This is a genomic window from Sphingobium sp. (assembly GCF_048594625.1).
GTDB lineage: Bacteria > Pseudomonadota > Alphaproteobacteria > Sphingomonadales > Sphingomonadaceae > Sphingobium.
Genome location: NZ_JBMDWL010000121.1, coordinates 1 through 16,745, shown reverse-complemented (window position 1 = coordinate 16,745; position 16,745 = coordinate 1). Strand labels below are relative to the sequence as shown.

At 60.6% G+C, this 16,745-nt stretch carries 12 protein-coding genes and 2 pseudogenes; 6 read left to right on the top strand and 8 right to left on the bottom strand.

The features are described 5' to 3' along the window. Nucleotides 1–56: 56 nt before the first annotated feature. The 5 genes from ACOJSJ_RS15465 to ACOJSJ_RS15445 all read right to left on the bottom strand — a co-directional run bounded on the left by ACOJSJ_RS15465 (nucleotide 57) and on the right by ACOJSJ_RS15445 (nucleotide 8,318). On the bottom strand, nucleotides 57–1,073 hold the full coding sequence (locus ACOJSJ_RS15465) for a cupin-like domain-containing protein (RefSeq protein WP_420145866.1): 1,017 nt from the start codon (nucleotides 1,071–1,073) through the stop codon (nucleotides 57–59). Further along, the gene (locus ACOJSJ_RS15460; protein WP_420145865.1) at nucleotides 1,073–1,774 is read right to left on the bottom strand and encodes a SapC family protein; all 702 of its coding nucleotides are present in this window, start codon (nucleotides 1,772–1,774) and stop codon (nucleotides 1,073–1,075) included. The genes ACOJSJ_RS15465 and ACOJSJ_RS15460 overlap by 1 nt, the downstream gene beginning before the upstream one ends. Before the next feature lie 170 nt (nucleotides 1,775–1,944). After that, nucleotides 1,945–5,016, bottom strand: coding sequence for a TonB-dependent receptor (locus ACOJSJ_RS15455; protein ID WP_420145864.1), 3,072 nt, complete (start codon nucleotides 5,014–5,016; stop codon nucleotides 1,945–1,947). Nucleotides 5,017–5,453: 437 nt separating this feature from the next. Beyond that, nucleotides 5,454–6,965, bottom strand: coding sequence for a tryptophan halogenase family protein (locus tag ACOJSJ_RS15450; RefSeq protein WP_420145863.1), 1,512 nt, complete (start codon nucleotides 6,963–6,965; stop codon nucleotides 5,454–5,456). A 54-nt stretch (nucleotides 6,966–7,019) separates the two neighbouring features. Then, on the bottom strand, nucleotides 7,020–8,318 hold the full coding sequence (locus tag ACOJSJ_RS15445) for a cation:proton antiporter (protein WP_420145862.1): 1,299 nt from the start codon (nucleotides 8,316–8,318) through the stop codon (nucleotides 7,020–7,022). 426 nt (nucleotides 8,319–8,744) lie between these two features. Between ACOJSJ_RS15445 and ACOJSJ_RS15440 the strand changes: the two genes are divergently transcribed. The 5 genes and pseudogenes from ACOJSJ_RS15440 to ACOJSJ_RS15420 all read left to right on the top strand — a co-directional run bounded on the left by ACOJSJ_RS15440 (nucleotide 8,745) and on the right by ACOJSJ_RS15420 (nucleotide 13,024). Further along, complete coding sequence (locus tag ACOJSJ_RS15440; RefSeq protein WP_420145861.1) at nucleotides 8,745–9,875, top strand: sensor histidine kinase; 1,131 nt, start codon at nucleotides 8,745–8,747, stop codon at nucleotides 9,873–9,875. After that, nucleotides 9,842–10,450 carry a response regulator transcription factor gene (locus ACOJSJ_RS15435; RefSeq protein ID WP_420145860.1) on the top strand — a complete coding sequence of 203 codons (609 nt, stop codon included), beginning with the start codon at nucleotides 9,842–9,844 and terminating at the stop codon, nucleotides 10,448–10,450. The genes ACOJSJ_RS15440 and ACOJSJ_RS15435 overlap by 34 nt, the downstream gene beginning before the upstream one ends. Nucleotides 10,451–10,560: 110 nt before the next feature. After that, a pseudogene (locus ACOJSJ_RS15430) lies at nucleotides 10,561–12,277 on the top strand (PQQ-binding-like beta-propeller repeat protein). A 182-nt stretch (nucleotides 12,278–12,459) separates the two neighbouring features. Continuing rightward, nucleotides 12,460–12,699, top strand: a pseudogene (locus ACOJSJ_RS15425) (pentapeptide repeat-containing protein); the annotation flags it as partial. A gap of 40 nt (nucleotides 12,700–12,739) precedes the next feature. Then, entirely contained in the window at nucleotides 12,740–13,024 is a 285-nt protein-coding gene (locus ACOJSJ_RS15420) for a pentapeptide repeat-containing protein (protein WP_420145859.1), read from the top strand. Between the two features lie 43 nt (nucleotides 13,025–13,067). Here the strand turns inward: ACOJSJ_RS15420 and ACOJSJ_RS15415 are convergent, their stop codons facing one another. From ACOJSJ_RS15415 to ligK, 3 genes are read right to left on the bottom strand one after another with little or no spacing between them, the layout of a single operon-like run. Then, nucleotides 13,068–13,976 carry an amidohydrolase family protein gene (locus tag ACOJSJ_RS15415; protein ID WP_420145858.1) on the bottom strand — a complete coding sequence of 303 codons (909 nt, stop codon included), beginning with the start codon at nucleotides 13,974–13,976 and terminating at the stop codon, nucleotides 13,068–13,070. Continuing rightward, nucleotides 13,973–15,076 (bottom strand): 4-oxalomesaconate tautomerase, encoded by a 1,104-nt coding sequence (locus tag ACOJSJ_RS15410; RefSeq protein WP_420145857.1) that lies wholly within the window; start codon nucleotides 15,074–15,076, stop codon nucleotides 13,973–13,975. Before ACOJSJ_RS15410 ends, ACOJSJ_RS15415 begins: the two co-directional genes overlap by 4 nt. Continuing rightward, entirely contained in the window at nucleotides 15,069–15,743 is a 675-nt protein-coding gene (ligK, locus tag ACOJSJ_RS15405) for a 4-carboxy-4-hydroxy-2-oxoadipate aldolase/oxaloacetate decarboxylase (protein WP_420145856.1), read from the bottom strand. The genes ACOJSJ_RS15410 and ligK overlap by 8 nt, the downstream gene beginning before the upstream one ends. Nucleotides 15,744–15,869: 126 nt before the next feature. Here ligK and ACOJSJ_RS15400 point away from each other — a divergent pair. Further along, nucleotides 15,870–16,745 (top strand): LysR family transcriptional regulator (locus ACOJSJ_RS15400; protein ID WP_420145855.1); only part of this gene is annotated, 876 nt, incomplete at its 3' end.

The following is a 16,745-nucleotide window of genomic DNA, read 5'->3' as shown; positions in this document are numbered from 1 at the left end:
AACGAAATGGGGCGGTACCGGTGGGTGCCGCCCCATTTCGCATTTCTTCTGGCGGTCTAGCGGTTCAGCCGGCGCATGACGGCGGCGCGCAGGCGGCGGGCTTCCGTCGGCGTCAGGGGGGCCAGCGGGCCTTGCGCATGGCTGGGCAGATGGTCGCGGGCCGTTTCGGCCGGGCCGAAAACATAATGATCGAACAATGCGCGCCATGCGGCGCGCTCGGCGTCCGGACGGTTGCGGATGCTGAGCAGACCATGAAGCAGCGTGGCGACCGGCGTGTCGACATAGGCGGGAACACTGTCCCACCAATAATTCATCATGATGTTGAAGCTATCCAGAGCCTCCACCTGATGCCACCACAAAGCAGGATAGAAGAGCATGTCGCCCGGATCGAGTTCGGCGATCTGACATTTGTCCAGCGCATCGGCGAAGCGTGGGTAGCGCGTGAGGTCTGGTGCAGCGGGATCGACCATGCTGACCACTTGACCGCCCGGCGTCGGTTCGATCGGACCGGGGTAGAGATTGCCTGTCTGATCTGGTGGAAACAGGGTAAAACGTCGCCGCCCGACCAGGCAGCAGGCCAGGTTATGCGATGCATCATAATGGGTCGCTGCAACGGTCCGGTTGCCGATCCACAGGCTGATGGTCGGCACGGCATCGCCGAACAGCGGCGGCAGGTCGTTATGCGCGCGAAGGCCTGGGAAATACTGATCGACGTCGGTTGAGCCTATATAGACAGCCGGCCCCGTACTTTGTGCGTCAGCGCGGATCATATCGAGAAAATAGGGAAGGGGCGCACGACCTCGATCGAAATTGAAGCCGGTAAGCATGTCGTCGTAGAAGAAGCGCCCGCCCGCACCCTGCGCACCGACATAGCCGGTCACCGGCATGCCGCCATAATGGGACAGCAGCATGTCCATCGCGGCCTGATCGGAATCTTGTCCGGCGGCAACCAGCGGCCATGCCTCGACAAAGCCGGTGACGATGACCGGTTGCTGTTCTTCCATCAGGGTTGCCATGCCGACAGCGCGAAAATCGGCGGCTGTCATCCGGCGGACGGGGTGGGGTGACGTCATCAGCGGGCTTGTTTGCGAGCGATCAGATCATCGATATTGCCGATCGACCCGCGAATGGCGAAAGCAAGGCCAAGAAATCCCGCTTCGTTCAGCCGCTGCAATGCGGCGCCGTCCAGTGTCGCCAGACGATCGGCATCGATGGTGAAGCGGTCACCTATGTCATAGCGGCGCGTGTCGTCGACCATGATCTCCAATGCGACCGGCGCGATGAGGCCTGCGGCTTCGAAAGCGGCGAACATCGGCTGGGACATCGCATGTCCTTCGTGGATCGTGCGCAGAGCATCGGCCACATGGTCCAGATAGGCGCTGTTGCCGCCATGCGGCAGGAAGAGCGGTTCGCCATCGTCGCCCACGCGCGGGTCGTCCAGATCGATATGAATGACGGGATGGTCGGCACCGTCGCGCCTTTGCAGGCCGATCAGGAACGGGCCGCGCCGATGGACTGCGGGTACGTAGCGGGCCGTCCAGCCATCGTCGGACAGAAACAGATTTTCGTCGCGGTCGAAACCGAGCAAGGCGGTCAATTGCCATGCGCCGTCTTCATCACGCTGGATCAACAGGGGGAAATCGCGCTGGGCCGCCTCTATTTCGGTCGGGAATATCAGCGTCTGGTTGACGCCGTCACCAAAGGCACCGCCACTGAGTGGCGCGACGCGCAGGTCGGCATGAGCGATATTGTCGAGGATCGTCGTTTTGGTCATCGTCTGTCCGGCATGCCGCACGACGCGGTCGGGGCATTAAAGCATGGTTTGCGAAAATGAGCAGCCGCTTTCGTGCGGCGGATCAGGCGGCGTATCATCGCTTTTGAAAAAAAGCCGGGGCCGCCGCATGGTGCAGCGGCCCCGGCCGGTCGATCAGCAGCTATCCCCGATCAGAAGCGGAAGCGGCCGCCCAGCAGGAAACGACGATCAAGTTCCTGTGCATACCACAGGTTGCTCTTGTCGCGGCCATAGGTGCGGATGTCGCTTTCCGTCAGGTTGATCGCTTCGAATGAGACGGCGAAACGTTCCGACACATCCCAGCTGACGTTCAGGTCCAGCTGACCGAAGGGGCGGACGAACACTGGATTGCGATCGCCGCCGCCACGGTTGGCGGACTGAAGGAATTTGTCGCGCCAGTTATAGGCAAGGCGGGCGGAAATGCCGTTCTTGTCGTAAATCAGCGTCGCGTTGGCGGTGTCGGACAGGCCGACCAGCGCGAACTGATCTTCACTGGGATCGGCGCCGACATCGATGCCGACATCGCCGCGGACCAGCGTATAGGCCGCCGACACGCCCACGCCGGTGTTGCCGAAGAAATGCTGGGCGGCGAGTTCGAAGCCCCAGATCTTGCCCTGACGGTTGTTGATCGGCTGGGTGACTTCAAAGTCGTAGAGCGGATCATTGGCATCCGCCACCAGATCGACACGGCGCAGGACGGCGTCGGCAAAGGCCTGATCAAGGCCGCCATTGCTGAAATTCTGCTGGAACTGCTGCGACGCGGCCTGAATATTGCCATTCGCTTCCTGCAACAGGGCCGTCATGGTGAACAGATTCACGTCGGTGGGATCGACGCGAAGTCTCTGCAATTCCGCCAGCGCCGTGCCAGAGCGCGATCCGGGTGCGCCCGAACTGACGTCACGCAGGCCGAACAGGTTGCGAGTGTTCTGACCGGTGCCGACGAAATTCTGGACCCGCTTTTCGAATACGCCCGCCGAAATATAGCTGGACGGTTTGTAATACCATTCGAACGACAGATCGAGATTGTCGGAAATCAACGGTGCCAGCTGCGCGTTCCCGGTCGAACCGGTGGCAAAGCCACCCAGCGCGATGGGGCGTGGCGGGGTGCCGACAGAACTGGCCACGAACAGATTGCCAAAATCCGGACGCGCGATCGTCTTGCTGAAGGAGAAGCGGCCGATGAAATTTTTGGCGATTTCGACCTGGAAATCCATCGCGGGCAGGAAATTATTATAGCTGCCGCTATCGGAGAAAGGCTCGACCTGATCCGATACGGACAGGACGAAGTCATTGTCCGCCGTCCAGGTGATGCCAGCAGGAACAGCGATCAGCGACGTCGATCTGACCTTTGTCCGTTCATAGCGGGCGCCCACGACCAACGTCGCGCGGTGACCCGCCAGTTCGCCCTTCCACGTCAATTGACCATAGGCCGACCAGATATCTTCCTTGACCCGGTTATCTTCCCGATTGGTCACGCCGACCGCGTTGCCGCGCGCCGTGTAATAAGGCGATAGGGCGTTGTAGAGGTCGACGGCATTGCCCTGGAAGGCGACCAGCGTCGGACCCTGACCCTTTGCATCGAAATTGTCGAACTTGCAGACGAGGCAATAGGTCTGGAGAACGCCGGGGGCCTGGCTCTGAATATCACCGACATTGCCGATGCCCCAGTCGCCCAGCGTCTGTTGCGTCTGGACGCGGGCCTGACGCATTTTCGACGTGCGATAGTTGCCGCCGACATCGATGCGGCTGCCCATGTCGTCCAGTTCCCAACCGAGGTCGGCGCGCACTTCGTTGATCCGTTGACGCTGGGACGAGGAAACGGTTCGGCCCATTTGCGAACCGATGTCGCCAAGGTCGAGCACGCCATTGCCATTGGGACCACGGCCGGGGATCGCGTCATTGATGACGATGGTCTGGGCAGGGATGACGCCGCTGAAATCGGCCGACTGCGAAGCGACGACCGGTGCGCCCAGACCGACAAGAGTCGAGCTGACGCCTGCCGGATTGTTGGGCGAGCTTTGCGCAAGGCCGGTATGGCCATCGAGCGAAAGCGTGACGCGGTCGTTGATTTCCCATTTGGCGTTCAGGCCATAGTCCTGAAGCCGGTTGCGCACACCGCGATAAGCCTGTTCGAAGGCTGCGTCTTTCACGCCTTCAATCGTTTCACGCAGGAACGTCGGGGTCGCCACGACGGGATTGCCGTCAAATTCCACTTCGGCAAAGGGGCGGTTGAACCAGTTACCCTGGCTAGCGCGTTGCTCGCTCTGCTTGTTCTGGGCGAACAACGCATCAGCGGTGAAGGTAAGCGTTTCGGTCGGGCGGAATTGGACGACGGCCGATCCGTTGATGCGTTCACGCGAACCCTGAGAGTAATAATAGCTGCTGTCATTGGGGATCGACACCAGCGTGTTGGGATCGGTCGGCGCGTTGCGGATCTGCGTGTTTGCGTTGACGAAACCGTTCGCGGGATTGGCGAACTGGCTATAGCGGCGGATATTCCAGCCATTAACGGTGGCGCCGCGGGTCGAGAAATTACGCTTTTGATAGCTGCCGAAGATGGAGACGCCGAATATTTCATTTTCGTCGCGCCAGCTGAGCAGGCCGGACGCTTCTGGCGTGATTTTCGACGGATCATCGAGCCGCTTTTCGACGCTGGTGTCGTAGAGCGCCTTCACGCCGATCGTACCGCTCAATCCGGGTTCGCGTGCGTCGAGCGGCTTGCGCGTTATGACATTGATGGCAGCGCCGATCCCGCCGGAAGGAACGGCGGCACGGCCGGTCTTGTAGACTTCCAGCGTGCTGACACCTTCGGATGCGAGATTGCCGAAATCGAAGGAGCGGCTGGTGCCCGACGAATAGTCGGCGTTGGAATCGCCGCCCACCGTGGTCACATTGGCCGATGGCAGCGTGCGACCATTCAGCGTCACGAGGTTGAAGCCGCCGCCAAAACCACGCACGGTCACCTGCGACCCTTCGCCGTTCACGCGGTCGATCGACACGCCCGTGATGCGCTGAAGCGATTCGGCCAGGTTGGTATCGGGGAATTTGCCGATGTCTTCAGCTGAAATCGCGTCCACGACGCCGCTGCTGTTGCGTTTGATGTCGATTGCGCGGTCAAGACTGGCGCGGACGCCGGTCACGACGATATCGGCTTCTGCATTTTCGACGGCGGCATCCTGCGCACGAGCCGCATAAGGTATAGCGCTATATGTTAGCGCTATCATAGATGCACATTGCATCAGTCGTGAATATGGCAAGACCATCTCAACATCCTCCCTGTTAAATTCGTTGCTCGTGACGGCTTATTGCTTGCTTATGCTAGTTTTGATGCAGCGTTGTCAATCTGACTATCAACACCGATGTCAATAGCAACGCAAACGAGAATTTTGGATATGCTACTGTAATTTATACATAATATTTGATTTTTGTGTTACTACAGGCATGATCTCGCCGTGACTTTTGGAACACAGTTCAGATATATTTATCGATAGAATTTTATAAGCGTATGATAATAGATAATATTATATTTATAACGGATGTATAATCGCTGACACCGCATGTTACATGTGATAATATTAGAATTATTGATATAATATTGACATTGCATTATCCACCTTTGCACTATGGCCCATCGCCTCGGCGATACCGGACGCATTCCACGTCATCGCAATGTTGCCGGGCAGTAATTATTCAGAAAATCGCGATGGGTGGGCATTTCGTCGCTGATGCGGGCGATGTCGGACCGCATCCGTTCAAGTTCGTCGCGCAGTTGCTGTTCGGGCATGAGCTCTGCGACGTGATGATAGCCACGCGGATACATATGCTGGCCCAGCAGGACCGATGACCAGCTGTCGATCCGGAACAGTTCATGCGGCAGTTGATGCGCACGGGCATTTTCCTGCCATAATGCCAGCCTGCCTTTCAGGCTGTCGGGTATCTCCATCCTGCGACAATGATCCCAGAAGGGGGAATCGTCCCGTTGGGTCACATGATAATGCAGGATGATGAAGTCGCGGATATTTTCGAATTCCTGCCGCGACTTATGGTTGAAATTGCGCATCAGCGCGTCGTCGAAACCATGGAATGGAAAATCTTCGATCAATCGCGTCACCGCCGCCATCATCAGATGGATGCTGGTGGATTCCAGCGGTTCGATGAATCCGCCGGCCAGCCCTAGTCCGACGCAGTTCTTGTGCCAGGCCTTTGCGCGCATCCCTGTCCTGAACTTGACCAGCCAGGGATCGACAATCGGTTCGCCCTCAATCTCCGCCAGCAGACGCGCATGGGCTTCGTCGTCGGACATGAAGTCGCTGGCGAAGACGAAACCGTTGCCATCGCGATGCTGCAGGGGAATGCGCCAGCGCCAGCCCGCTTCATGGGCGATCGCCGAGGTATAAGGTTGCGCCGGGCCGTCGGACGTGGATTGCACCGCAACGGCGCGGTTCGTGCGTATCCAGTGCCCCCAGTCTTCAAACTCGACCCCCAGCGCGTCGCCCAGCAACAGTGAGCGAAAGCCCGTGCAATCAATGAACAGGTCGCCTTCGATCCTTTCGCCCGTTTCAAGGATGAGGGCATCGATGAAACCGCTGTCGGGCGCCAGTTCGATGTTGCGGATCTTGCCCTCGATCCGTCTTACTCCGGCGGGCTCGGCCAGTTGGCGCAGGAAACGGGCATATTGGGCCGCGTCGATATGATAGGCATAGCTGGGCTGTATCGACGAAGACAGTGACATGCGGTTGGCTTCGCCCGCCACCCATTCCAGGCAATATTCACCCAGCTCACCGCCAAACCCCTTGGTTCGGGCGTGAAGCCAGAAATGATGGAAGTCCGCCATCCAGCTCCATTTCAGGCCGATGGTGCCGAATGGATGAATGTAACGATCGCCGATCCGACCCCAATTTTTGAACTCGATGCCCAGTTTCACCGTTGCCTGCGCTTCCGCCATGAACCGGTCTTCCCGGATTTTCATGAGCTGGTGAAAAGCGCGGAAGGTCGGGACGGTGGATTCGCCCACGCCGATTGTGCCGATGGCATCGGATTCGATGAGCGTGACGTCGATGAGCGGGCCGAGATGCCGTATCAGCGCAGTCGCCGCGACCCAGCCCGCCGTGCCCCCTCCGGCGACGACGACCCGTTTCACCCTGCGATCGGAAGAAGCGATGTCAGCATGCATTTGAAATGATCCGCAGTAAGAAAATGGGGGTGAAGGATGGAGCGGAACCATGGATCATATTGATCGGGCGTCCGAAAGGGGCGTTGGAATGATTGTATCGGGATCGTCATCGCGCATGTCGCCAAGTAGCTTTCTGCGGGCGATCATGTCGATGGCGGGAGTGGCCATGATGGTCGTAACGATCGTCATCAGCACCAGCATGGAGAAGAGGGCAGGGCCGATAATCCCGCGTTGAAGGCCGATGTTGATGACCAGCAATTCCATCAGCCCGCGGGCATTCATTAGCGCGCCGACAGCGAGCGCGGTCGGTCGATCCTGCCCCGTCAGCCGGGCGGCAGCCCAGCAGGCGCCGCCCTTGGTCAGGATCGATCCCGCAAGGATGGCAAGGGCGATCAGGATGAGGGCAGGGCTGTCCACCACCGCCAATCGGGTGTTGAGACCCGAAAAAGTGAAGAAGAGCGGCACCAGCAAGAGCAGGGTGAGAGGCTCCAGTCGTGCTTTGATCCCCTGCGTCAGGATACCGCGTGGCATGACGACGCCCAGCAGGAAGCCGCCGAAAACCGAATGGAGGCCGACGGCATCCATGGCGTAGGCGCTGGCGCCAAACAGCATCAGAATGATCGCAAGCAGAAGCAGCGAAACCCGTCCTTCGGATTCCGCGCGACGGTTGAGTGGTTGCAGCAACTTTGGTCCCAATGCCAGCATCGTCAGGGCGAACAGGCCGCCACCCGCTATGGCTTTGACCGCAATCGACGGATCAGCGCCGAGGCAGGCCAGCAAGATAGCAAAGATCGTCCAGGCGATGGCGTCATCAATAGCCCCCGCCGACAGGGCCAGCGCGGCGAGCGGCGTTCCCGCCAATCCGCGTTCGTCGATGATGCGGGCGAGCACCGGGAATGCGGTGATCGACACCGCGACACCGATGAAGAGGCTGGCTTCGAACCCGGTAATTCCTTCACCGAAAAGGCCAAGCCGCAGCATTAACGGGGTGCAGAGCACGGCGAGAAGAAAAGGAGCAAGGATGCCGGTTAGCGATACCGTGACGGCGCTGCGCACGTTCAGCTGGAAATGATCCTTGCGAAAGCCCAGCCCCACAAGAAACATGTAGAGGCCGATGCCGGCCTGTGCGCACAAATTGAGAATCGGACGCGTGTCCGGGGTGAAGATAGCGCGTTGCAGGTCGGGCGCGACGGCGCCGAAAAGCGTCGGGCCCAGCATGATACCGGCGATCATGTCGCCAATCACTTGCGGCTGACCGAGAAAGCGGGTCAATATCCATCCCGCAAGGCGACAGGTGCCCAGAATGACGAGCAGTTGCAGAATGAACGTCATGCTCAACTGGGCAAAGTTCATGCCCATTCCTCCCCTTCCTATGGCCGGACTCTGCGGTCACGCTTTCGCTTCGGCTATTCCAAGAATGGCATGTCCGCGCATTTCGACAAGTGATTTTCTTAAAATTGTTTAGCGCTAAACGATAAAATCGGGTGCAGCCGCTGATGTCGATCATGAGCTGATGATTGAAGCATATGTTTGAAAAGGGCAAAGTCGCATTTTGGGTGGCGACCGCGGGGGCGCCCTGCTCCTTTGGTACAAAAGACGCGTTTGAGCCGGTCCGTTAACGTACGGTCAAAGACAGGAGAGGTCGTTTCCGGGGGCTTTTCCTGACTGGGGCGGCCGCGATGGCGGTGGGGCTTGCCGCTTTGATCGGCACCATCCTCTATCTGCAGGCGTCGACGCACCGATTTTCGCAACGCGCCGACATGGCGCAAAAGCAGGCATTTGCTGCTGGCGCGGATCGATGCGGAGGCAGCACAGACCCGGCTGGCGCGGTCGGGCCATATGCGGAGCGAGCTGGACACGGTAGCCGCGGCTTATCTGACCAGCATTCAGGATGAAGCACATCTTATCGGGACCGATGAGGCGAGTCGCAATGATCAGGTGCAGGAAGCCATCGATGCAAGACGGCTGATCGCCATGGCCAAGGCGCGTCCCGCCGCTCTGGCGGATATGCGGATTTTGGTGCGGCACATGGCGGCGCGGGAGAATGAAGAGGCGAGGGCCACCATGTCCGTCGCCGGCGAGCGCGATCTGGAACCGTTGCCACGCAGCAATCTGCGCGAGGTGCAGCAACTGGTCGATCATTTCGATCATATGGCACAGGCGGTTGAGAATAAAGTCCGCAGCCGCACGGCGGAGTTGCAGGATATGAACCGGCAACTGGCGGATACGGACCGGCGACGTCGCCTGTTCCTGTCGAAGGTGAGCCATGAACTGCGCACGCCTGTGACGGTCATGCGCGGTGAGGCGGAGGTTGCATTGCGTTGCGACCATGATGTGCCTGCTTTGCGCGACGCGTTGCACCAGATCGTCGACAGCGACAAATTTCTGGAACGGCGGCTGGAGGATTTGCTCGCTCTTGCGCGGGCGGAAGACGGCGCATTGCCGTTACGGCGCAATCCGGTCGATCTGGCGGAGATCGCGCGTCAGGTAGGGCGGAGTGCGGCGGGCTTTGCCGCAGTGAGTGGCGTAAGGCTGGAACTGGCTGCGCTGGATGGCGCGATGCCGGTCGCGGGTGACCCGGACCGGTTGCGGCAGGCGATGCTGGCGCTGGTGGATAACGGGATCAAATTTTCGCCGCCCGATGGCGTGTTTTCCCTGCGCGGGCGCAGAGGGTCAGGTGGGGTCGGCATCATTGTCGCGGACGAGGGGCCGGGCGTGGTGGACGGTGAGCTGCAACGGATATTCGACCCCTATGTACAGGGTAAGGCCGGACGATCCCTGGGCGGAACAGGGCTTGGTGTGTCGCTGGCGCGCTGGGTTGTGCAGGGCCATGACGGCGCGATCAGCGCGCATAACGGGATGGAGGGAGAGGGGCTATGCGTATCGCTGAGCCTGCCGGAGCGGGGGTGAGGATATTGCTGGTGGAGGATGACCCTAGCATCGGCAGGTTCGTCCACAGGGGCCTGCCGGACGCGGCCGGCGCGGATCTGTGCCGCGAGGCGAGGGCGAAGGGCAATGACCTGCCCATCTGCATGCTCACGGCGCGGGCGGAACTGGAGGACCGGCTGGAAGGGTTCCGATGCGGCGCGGACGATTATCTGACCAAGCCGTTTTCCTTCGAAGAACTGCTGGCGCGGCTGCACGTGATGATTCGGCGCAGCGCGGCGCAGGCGCAGGACCGGTTGGTACTGGACGAACTGGTCGTGGATATGCGCAGCCGGTCGGCCTGTATCGGGAACGCGATGCTGACGCTGGGCCGCCGCGAGTTCGACCTGCTCCATTGCCTGATCCGGCAGGCGGGGCAGGTTGTAACGCGCGGACAGATATTGGACGAGGTATGGGGACGGGATGCGGACGTTACCGAAAATGCGGTGGACGTCTATGTCGGCTATCTGAGGCGGCATCTGGCGGCCCATGATGGCGCACCCGAACTTTCGACCGTGCGCGGGGTCGGATTTCTGCTGCGCCATCGGACCAAAGCATAAGTCTGTCTGAGGCGTTTCTCATAAAGCCATCAAGACCATCTCGTGAAGCGCCGCCTCCTCTGAACATCGAAAAGCGGGAATGACCACAGTCTGATTGTGAGGAGGATGCGATGATGGGACAACGGGAGCGCTTGTTGGTTTCGGCCATGGCCATGTTGGGGGCGGTGCCGGCGATCAGCCAGCCCGCAGCGCAGAAGCATGACTTCAAATTGCCGGGCGTGACCTGGGAAGACATATCGTCGGACGACAAGAGCAACGACAATGTGCTGATGTGTGGTCTGGGCGTGAAGGTGTAGCGTTATAGCGAACTCAGCCAGATCAACGCCGAAAATGCCAAACGCGTGGTACCCAAATGGGTCTTTTCCCTCGGGGATGAGCGGCAGTGGGGGCAGGAAAGTCAGGCGCTGGTCTATGACGGCGTCATCTATGTCACTGCATCCTACAGCCGGGTTTTCGCGCTGGATGTGAAGACCGGCAAGAAGATCTGATCCTATACCGCGCGCCTGCCAGACGACATCCGCTCCTGTTGCGACGTCGTTAATCGCGGTGCGGCGATCTATGGCGAGAAGATTTTCTCCGGCACGCTGGACGCGGGGATGATCGCGCTCGATCGCAAGACCGGGAAGGTCGTGTGGAACAGGAAGTTTCAGGACCACAAGGCCGGTTACACCATGACCGGAGCGCCTACGATCGTGAAGGACAAGAAGACTGGCAAGGTGCTGCTGATCCACGGATCGTCGGGGATGAATTTGGCGTGGTGGGCGAACTTTATGCCCGCGACCCCGATACCGGCGAAGAAATCTGGATGCGGCCGATGGTGGAAGGGCATCATCGCCGCCTGAACGCAAAACCTTCCAGCTTCACCGGCGATCCCAAGGCGCCCAGCTGGCCCAATGGCAAGGACGGCAAGAAGGTCGAGGCCTGGAATCATGGCGGCGGCGCGCCCTGGCAGTCGGCCACCTATGACGAAAAGACCAACACCATCGTCATCGGCACCGGCAACCCCGCGCTCTGGAACACATGGAAACGTTCGCCCGGCGATAGTCTCTATACGTCGGGTCAGGTCTATATCGAGCCGTCGACGGGCGAACCGGTAGGCTTCTTCCAGCATACGTCCAATGATGCGTGGGACTTTTCGGGCAATAACCCGATCGTCCTGTTCGATCTGGAAAAGGACGGCAAGACCATCCGTGCGCGCGCCCATGCCGATCGCAACGGTTATTTCTTCCTGACCGACCTCGACAAGCTGCGCCCGCGCCGGGCAAGGGCAAGGACGAAAGCATCCGCGTGACGCCCAACTTCCTGGGTGGCACCAACTGGATGCCGATGTCCTATAATCCCGGCACCGGCCTGTTTTACATTCCATCGAACGACTGGTCGGAAGATTATTGGACGGAAAATGTCACCTATAATAAGGGTGCGGCCTATCTGGGGCAGGGCTTCCGCATTAGAAAGCAGTTCGACGACCATGTCGGCGTGCTGCGTGCCATGGACCCCAAGGCCGGCAAGATCGCTTGGGAAGCCAAGGAGCATTTGCCCTTATGGGGCGGCAACGTGACGACCAAGGGCAATATCGTCATTCAGGGCACCAGCGATGGCTATGTGAAGATCTTCAACGCCAAAACGGGTGAGGAACTCTGGAAATTCCAGACAGGATCGGGCGTGGTGTCCGTGCCGATCACATGGGAAGAAGGTGGCAAGCAATATATCGGCCTTGCGTCCGGCTATGGCGGCGCGGTGCCGCTATGGGGCGGGGATATGGCGGACCTGACCCGGACGGTCAGTCAGGGTGGTTCCTTCTGGCTATTCGAACTGCCGGAAGTCTGAGGCTTTCTTGGTACGGCGCCGACACGCCGTGCGAAGCGTCCGGCCGGACATGCGACCTCCCTCGCATCTCTGGCCGGACACCCTTTTCGATCATGGACTGGACCATCCCATGCGCCTTGCCTGTATCAGCCTGTTGCTGACTGCCATTGCTCTGCCCGCCGCCGCACAGCAGAAGATCGTGAATGTCGAGGAACGACCGTCTCCATGGGTCATCAATGGATGCACCATTGCGCCCCGTACGAACTGCGCGGGGGACGGATCTGCGCTTTGCCGACCTTACCAATGCGGACCTGACCGGAGCGGACCTGCGCGGCGCAAAGCTGGCGCGGGCGGATATGCGGCATGCCAACCTGACCGGCGCGGAACTGGACAGTGTGGACATGTCCATGACGTTCCTGAACGGAGCGCACCTCAATGGGGCATCGTTGCGAGGGACCAATCTGGCCTTCTCCCGCGCAGGACATGCCATTTTTCGACGGGGTCGATTTTACCTCGGCTACGCTGGAGAAGGCCCTGTTGAAAGGCGCATCTTTCAAGGGTGCGAAGCTGATCCATGCGGATTTGCTGGAAGCGAAATGTTATGAAGCCAATCTGGAAAATGCGACGATGGAGGCATCCCGCATCCGCTTCGCCATGTTTCAGGATGCATGGATGCAGGATTGCACCGGTTGCCCGACGGATTGGCAGACGGGTGAAACCGTCTGGCAGACCGAAGCGACGGAGCGCCGCCGCAACGGCGAGCGATGATAAGGCCCCGGTCGTCCGAAATCGACGCCGGGGCGAAAATATGTCAGCTCTGCGCTTCTTCGAGCCAGTAGAGGCGCATGGGGTTGTCGATCAGCAGCTTTCGCTGAAGCAGATCGGACGGTGCGATGCGCGGGATCATGTCGACCAGATGGCCGTCGTCAGGAATATCGTCCTGCATGTTCGGATGCGGCCAGTCGGTGCCCCACAGGACGCGGTCCTGATAATCGGCGACCAGCGGCGCAACGGCGTCGGCAAAGGCGTTCCACGGATCGCCCCCTGCGTTGCCTACCGCCGGGTTCAGCCGGTCCGGACAGGTCGCTTTGAACCAGATGTCGTCACGGCTGTCGAGCAGGGTGCGGAAGGCGCGCATGTCGCGACCGTCCGGACCCTGCGTCACATCGGGGCGGCCCATATGGTCGATCACCAGCGGGACGGGGATCGCATCCATGAAGGGGCGCAGTTCCTCCAATATGTCGGCTTCGAAATAGATGACGACATGCCAGCCCGCAGGCAGGCGGCTGGCGATTTCCAGAAATTTGTTCTTCGGTGCATCGTCGACCAGACGTTTCAGGAAATTGAAGCGGATGCCGCGTATGCCGCCGTCATGCAAGGCGGCCAGTTCCGCGTCTGAAATCGCGGGATCGACGACGGCGACGCCGCGCGCCTTTCCATCCGACTGTGCAATGGCATCGAGCGTGGCGGCATTGTCGGTGCCATGACAACTGGCCTGCACGACGACATTGCGGGCAAAGCCCAGATGGTCGCGCAGCGCGAACAGCATGTCCGGTCCCGCATCTTCGGGCAGATATTTGGCTTTCGCGCTGAAGGGAAATTGCGCCATCGGCCCAAAGACATGGCAATGCGCATCGACGGCGCCGGGCGGCGGGGTATAAAGCGGGCTGGACGGACTGGCGTGCCAGCTTGTGATTCGCGCTGTGTCTTTGGCGCTCATGCGAAAATCTCTCCATCCATCAATTTGCGGGCTGTGCGCAGCATGGCAGCGCTGATGACCGCACCGCTTTCGTCCAGTTCCATGACGCAGGTCGTTTCGCCGGTCGGATGTTCGACCGACAGAGTCTTGCGTGAACCGCCCGGAATGTCGGCGACTTCGGCAGCAGGCGATCCTTCGATCAGGCAGGCGGTGGCGACGCTGACCGCACCCAGCACGCCGATGGAGGCGTGGGCGCGATGCGGAATGAAACTGCGCACCGTCACCGCGCCGCCATGGCGGGGCGGGGCGACCAGCATCATCTTGGGCACGGATTTGTCGCTGACGTCGCCGAGGTTCATGCACGCGCCAACGGCGAGGCGGATGGATTCGATGCGAGCCTTGAGCGCGCCGTCATTGTCCAGCGTCTCACGGTCTTCATATCCGCTGATGCCGACGTCCTGCGCCTTCATCACCACGCAGGGCATGCCATTGTCGATCAGGGTGACGCGAATGCCGTCCACTTCGTCAAAGGCTCTGCCGGTCGGGAGCAGCGCGCCGCAAGATGAGCCGGCCGTTTCGCGAAATTCCAGCGGAATGGGAGCCGCGCTGCCGGGCACGCCATCGATCTTCGCATCGCCATCATAGCGGACCGCGCCGCCGGGCGTCTGCACCGTGGCGATGGCGGTCTGCCCGGTATTTTCCATGAAGATGGCGACGGGGGTTTCCCCGTGTCGTACAGGCACAAGACCGCGTTCGATGGCGAAGGGGCCGATGCCCGCCAGGATATTGCCGCAATTCTGCGCGTCGGTAACGACCGCTTTATCGACGAAGACCTGAAGGAAGAGATAGTCGACATCGACACCGTCACGATCGGATTTCCTGACGACGGCCACCTTGCTGGTCAGCGGATCTGCGCCGCCCATGCCGTCGATCTGGCGCGGATCGGGCGATCCCATGGCGCGTAGCAGGAAGGCGTCGCGTGCGGCCATGTCCGGGGGAAGATCTTCCGCCAGAAAATAGCCGCCCTTCGACGTGCCGCCACGCATCCACATGACGCGGGCGCTGGCCTGAACAGCGTTCGTTCCTGCTGGCAAATCGGCTGAGGCGGCTGCGTCAGACATATTTCAGGCCCATTTCGGCAAGGCGCGGGCGCATATTGTAGATGTCGAGGCCCAGTTCCCCGGCGGCTAGGCGGATGCGCTTGGCTTCTTCGGCGGCTTCGCGGGCCTGCGCCTTTTCCAGCACGGCGGCGGCATCGGCGCGGGGCACGACGCACACGCCGTCATCGTCGGCAATGACCACATCACCCGGATTGACCAGCGCGTTGGCGCAGATGACGGGCACGTTTACGGATCCGATGGTGTTCTTGACGGTGCCCTGTGCGTGAATTGCCTTCGACCATACGGGGAAGCGCATCTGCGTCAGGTCGCGCACATCGCGCACGCCCGCATCGATGATGAGGCCACGACAGCCGCGTGCCTGCGCCGACGTCGCGAGCAGATCGCCGAAATAGCCATCCGTGCAGGGGCTGGTCGGAGCGAGCAGCAGCACGTCCCCTTCCTTCAGCTGTTCGATGGCGACATGAACCATCCAGTTGTCGCCCGGCGCCGCGGAAATGGTGACGGCGCTGCCTGCGATGCGTGCGCCGCCATATATGGGGCGCATATAGGCTGCGAGCAGGCCGGTGCGGCCCTGCGCTTCATGCACGGTAGAAACGCCGCATTTGGCGAGGCCGTCGATGATGGACAGATTCGCCCGTTCGATATTCTGGACGACGATGCCGGACATGCTGACCTTCTCCTTTTAACCGTTACGCGCACGGGACGCGATGACAGATTGCTGGCTGGACCCGTTCGGTGCATGGGGCAAAATGGAATGTTGGCCGGGCCATTAGTTTTTACTAAACATGGTTCGATGGACTGGACCGACATCAATCTGCGCCATTTGCACGCGACCGTAGAAATTGCCGATCGTGGTACGATGAATGCGGCCGCGACGGCGGTGAATTTGACCCAGCCAGCGATAACGCAGGCGCTGGCGCGGTTCGAAAGGCTGCTGGGCGTGCCGCTGTTCGAACGCAGGCATGACGGGATGGCGGTGACTGAGGCTGGGGCGCTGCTGGTGCCACGTTTCCGTGCGGCACTGGATCATATTGCCAGCCCGCATGTGACCATGGCGCGTTTCCGGGCGCTGATCGCGCTGGCCGATGGGGGAAGCTATCCTGCGGCGGCTGTTCTGACGGGGCTGTCCATGCCTTCGCTGCACCGGGCGGTCAATGATCTGGGGCTGTCGCTGCGGCGTCCCCTCGTGCGGCGTCAGGGCAAGGTGGTGGTGCTGACCGATGCAGGCGTGCGCATGGCGCGATCCTTTCGACTGGCACGGGTAGAATTGATCGCTGCATTATCGGAACTGGCCGCGCTTAAGGGGCAGGAGACGCGCAGCATCGCCATCGGCGCGATGCCATTGTCGCGGGCACGGGTTTTGCCGTCCGCCGTGTCGCGATTTCTGAGGCGAAGGCCGGGCGTGCGGATCACCATCGTGGAAGGTTCACGCGCCGAACTGATCGAACCGCTGCGTAACGGTTCGATCGACCTGATGGTCGGCGCGTTACGCCATCCGTTGCTGGAGGCGGATTTCCAGCAGTCGGCGTTGTTCGAGGATCGCCCGGTGGTGATCGCGCGCGCCGGACATCCGCTGGCGGGGACGAAGCCGGATCTGGCCGAACTGGCGCAATATCCGTGGATCGTAGCCGCAGCAGGTGCGCCATTGCGGGAAAGCTGGGAGGCGCTG

Excerpts from the sequence above, each read along its gene's own strand:
- ACOJSJ_RS15465 (WP_420145866.1), bottom strand. The coding sequence starts at position 1,073 with ATGACGTCACCCCACCCCGTCCGCCGGATGACAGCCGCCGATTTTCGC.
- ACOJSJ_RS15460 (WP_420145865.1), bottom strand. The coding sequence starts at position 1,774 with ATGACCAAAACGACGATCCTCGACAATATCGCTCATGCCGACCTGCGC.
- ACOJSJ_RS15455 (WP_420145864.1), bottom strand. The coding sequence starts at position 5,016 with ATGATAGCGCTAACATATAGCGCTATACCTTATGCGGCTCGTGCGCAG.
- ACOJSJ_RS15450 (WP_420145863.1), bottom strand. The coding sequence starts at position 6,965 with ATGCATGCTGACATCGCTTCTTCCGATCGCAGGGTGAAACGGGTCGTC.
- ACOJSJ_RS15445 (WP_420145862.1), bottom strand. The coding sequence starts at position 8,318 with ATGAACTTTGCCCAGTTGAGCATGACGTTCATTCTGCAACTGCTCGTC.
- ACOJSJ_RS15435 (WP_420145860.1), top strand. The coding sequence starts at position 9,842 with ATGCGTATCGCTGAGCCTGCCGGAGCGGGGGTGAGGATATTGCTGGTG.
- ACOJSJ_RS15420 (WP_420145859.1), top strand. The coding sequence starts at position 12,740 with ATGCCATTTTTCGACGGGGTCGATTTTACCTCGGCTACGCTGGAGAAG.
- ACOJSJ_RS15415 (WP_420145858.1), bottom strand. The coding sequence starts at position 13,976 with ATGAGCGCCAAAGACACAGCGCGAATCACAAGCTGGCACGCCAGTCCG.
- ACOJSJ_RS15410 (WP_420145857.1), bottom strand. The coding sequence starts at position 15,076 with ATGTCTGACGCAGCCGCCTCAGCCGATTTGCCAGCAGGAACGAACGCT.
- ligK (WP_420145856.1), bottom strand. The coding sequence starts at position 15,743 with ATGTCCGGCATCGTCGTCCAGAATATCGAACGGGCGAATCTGTCCATC.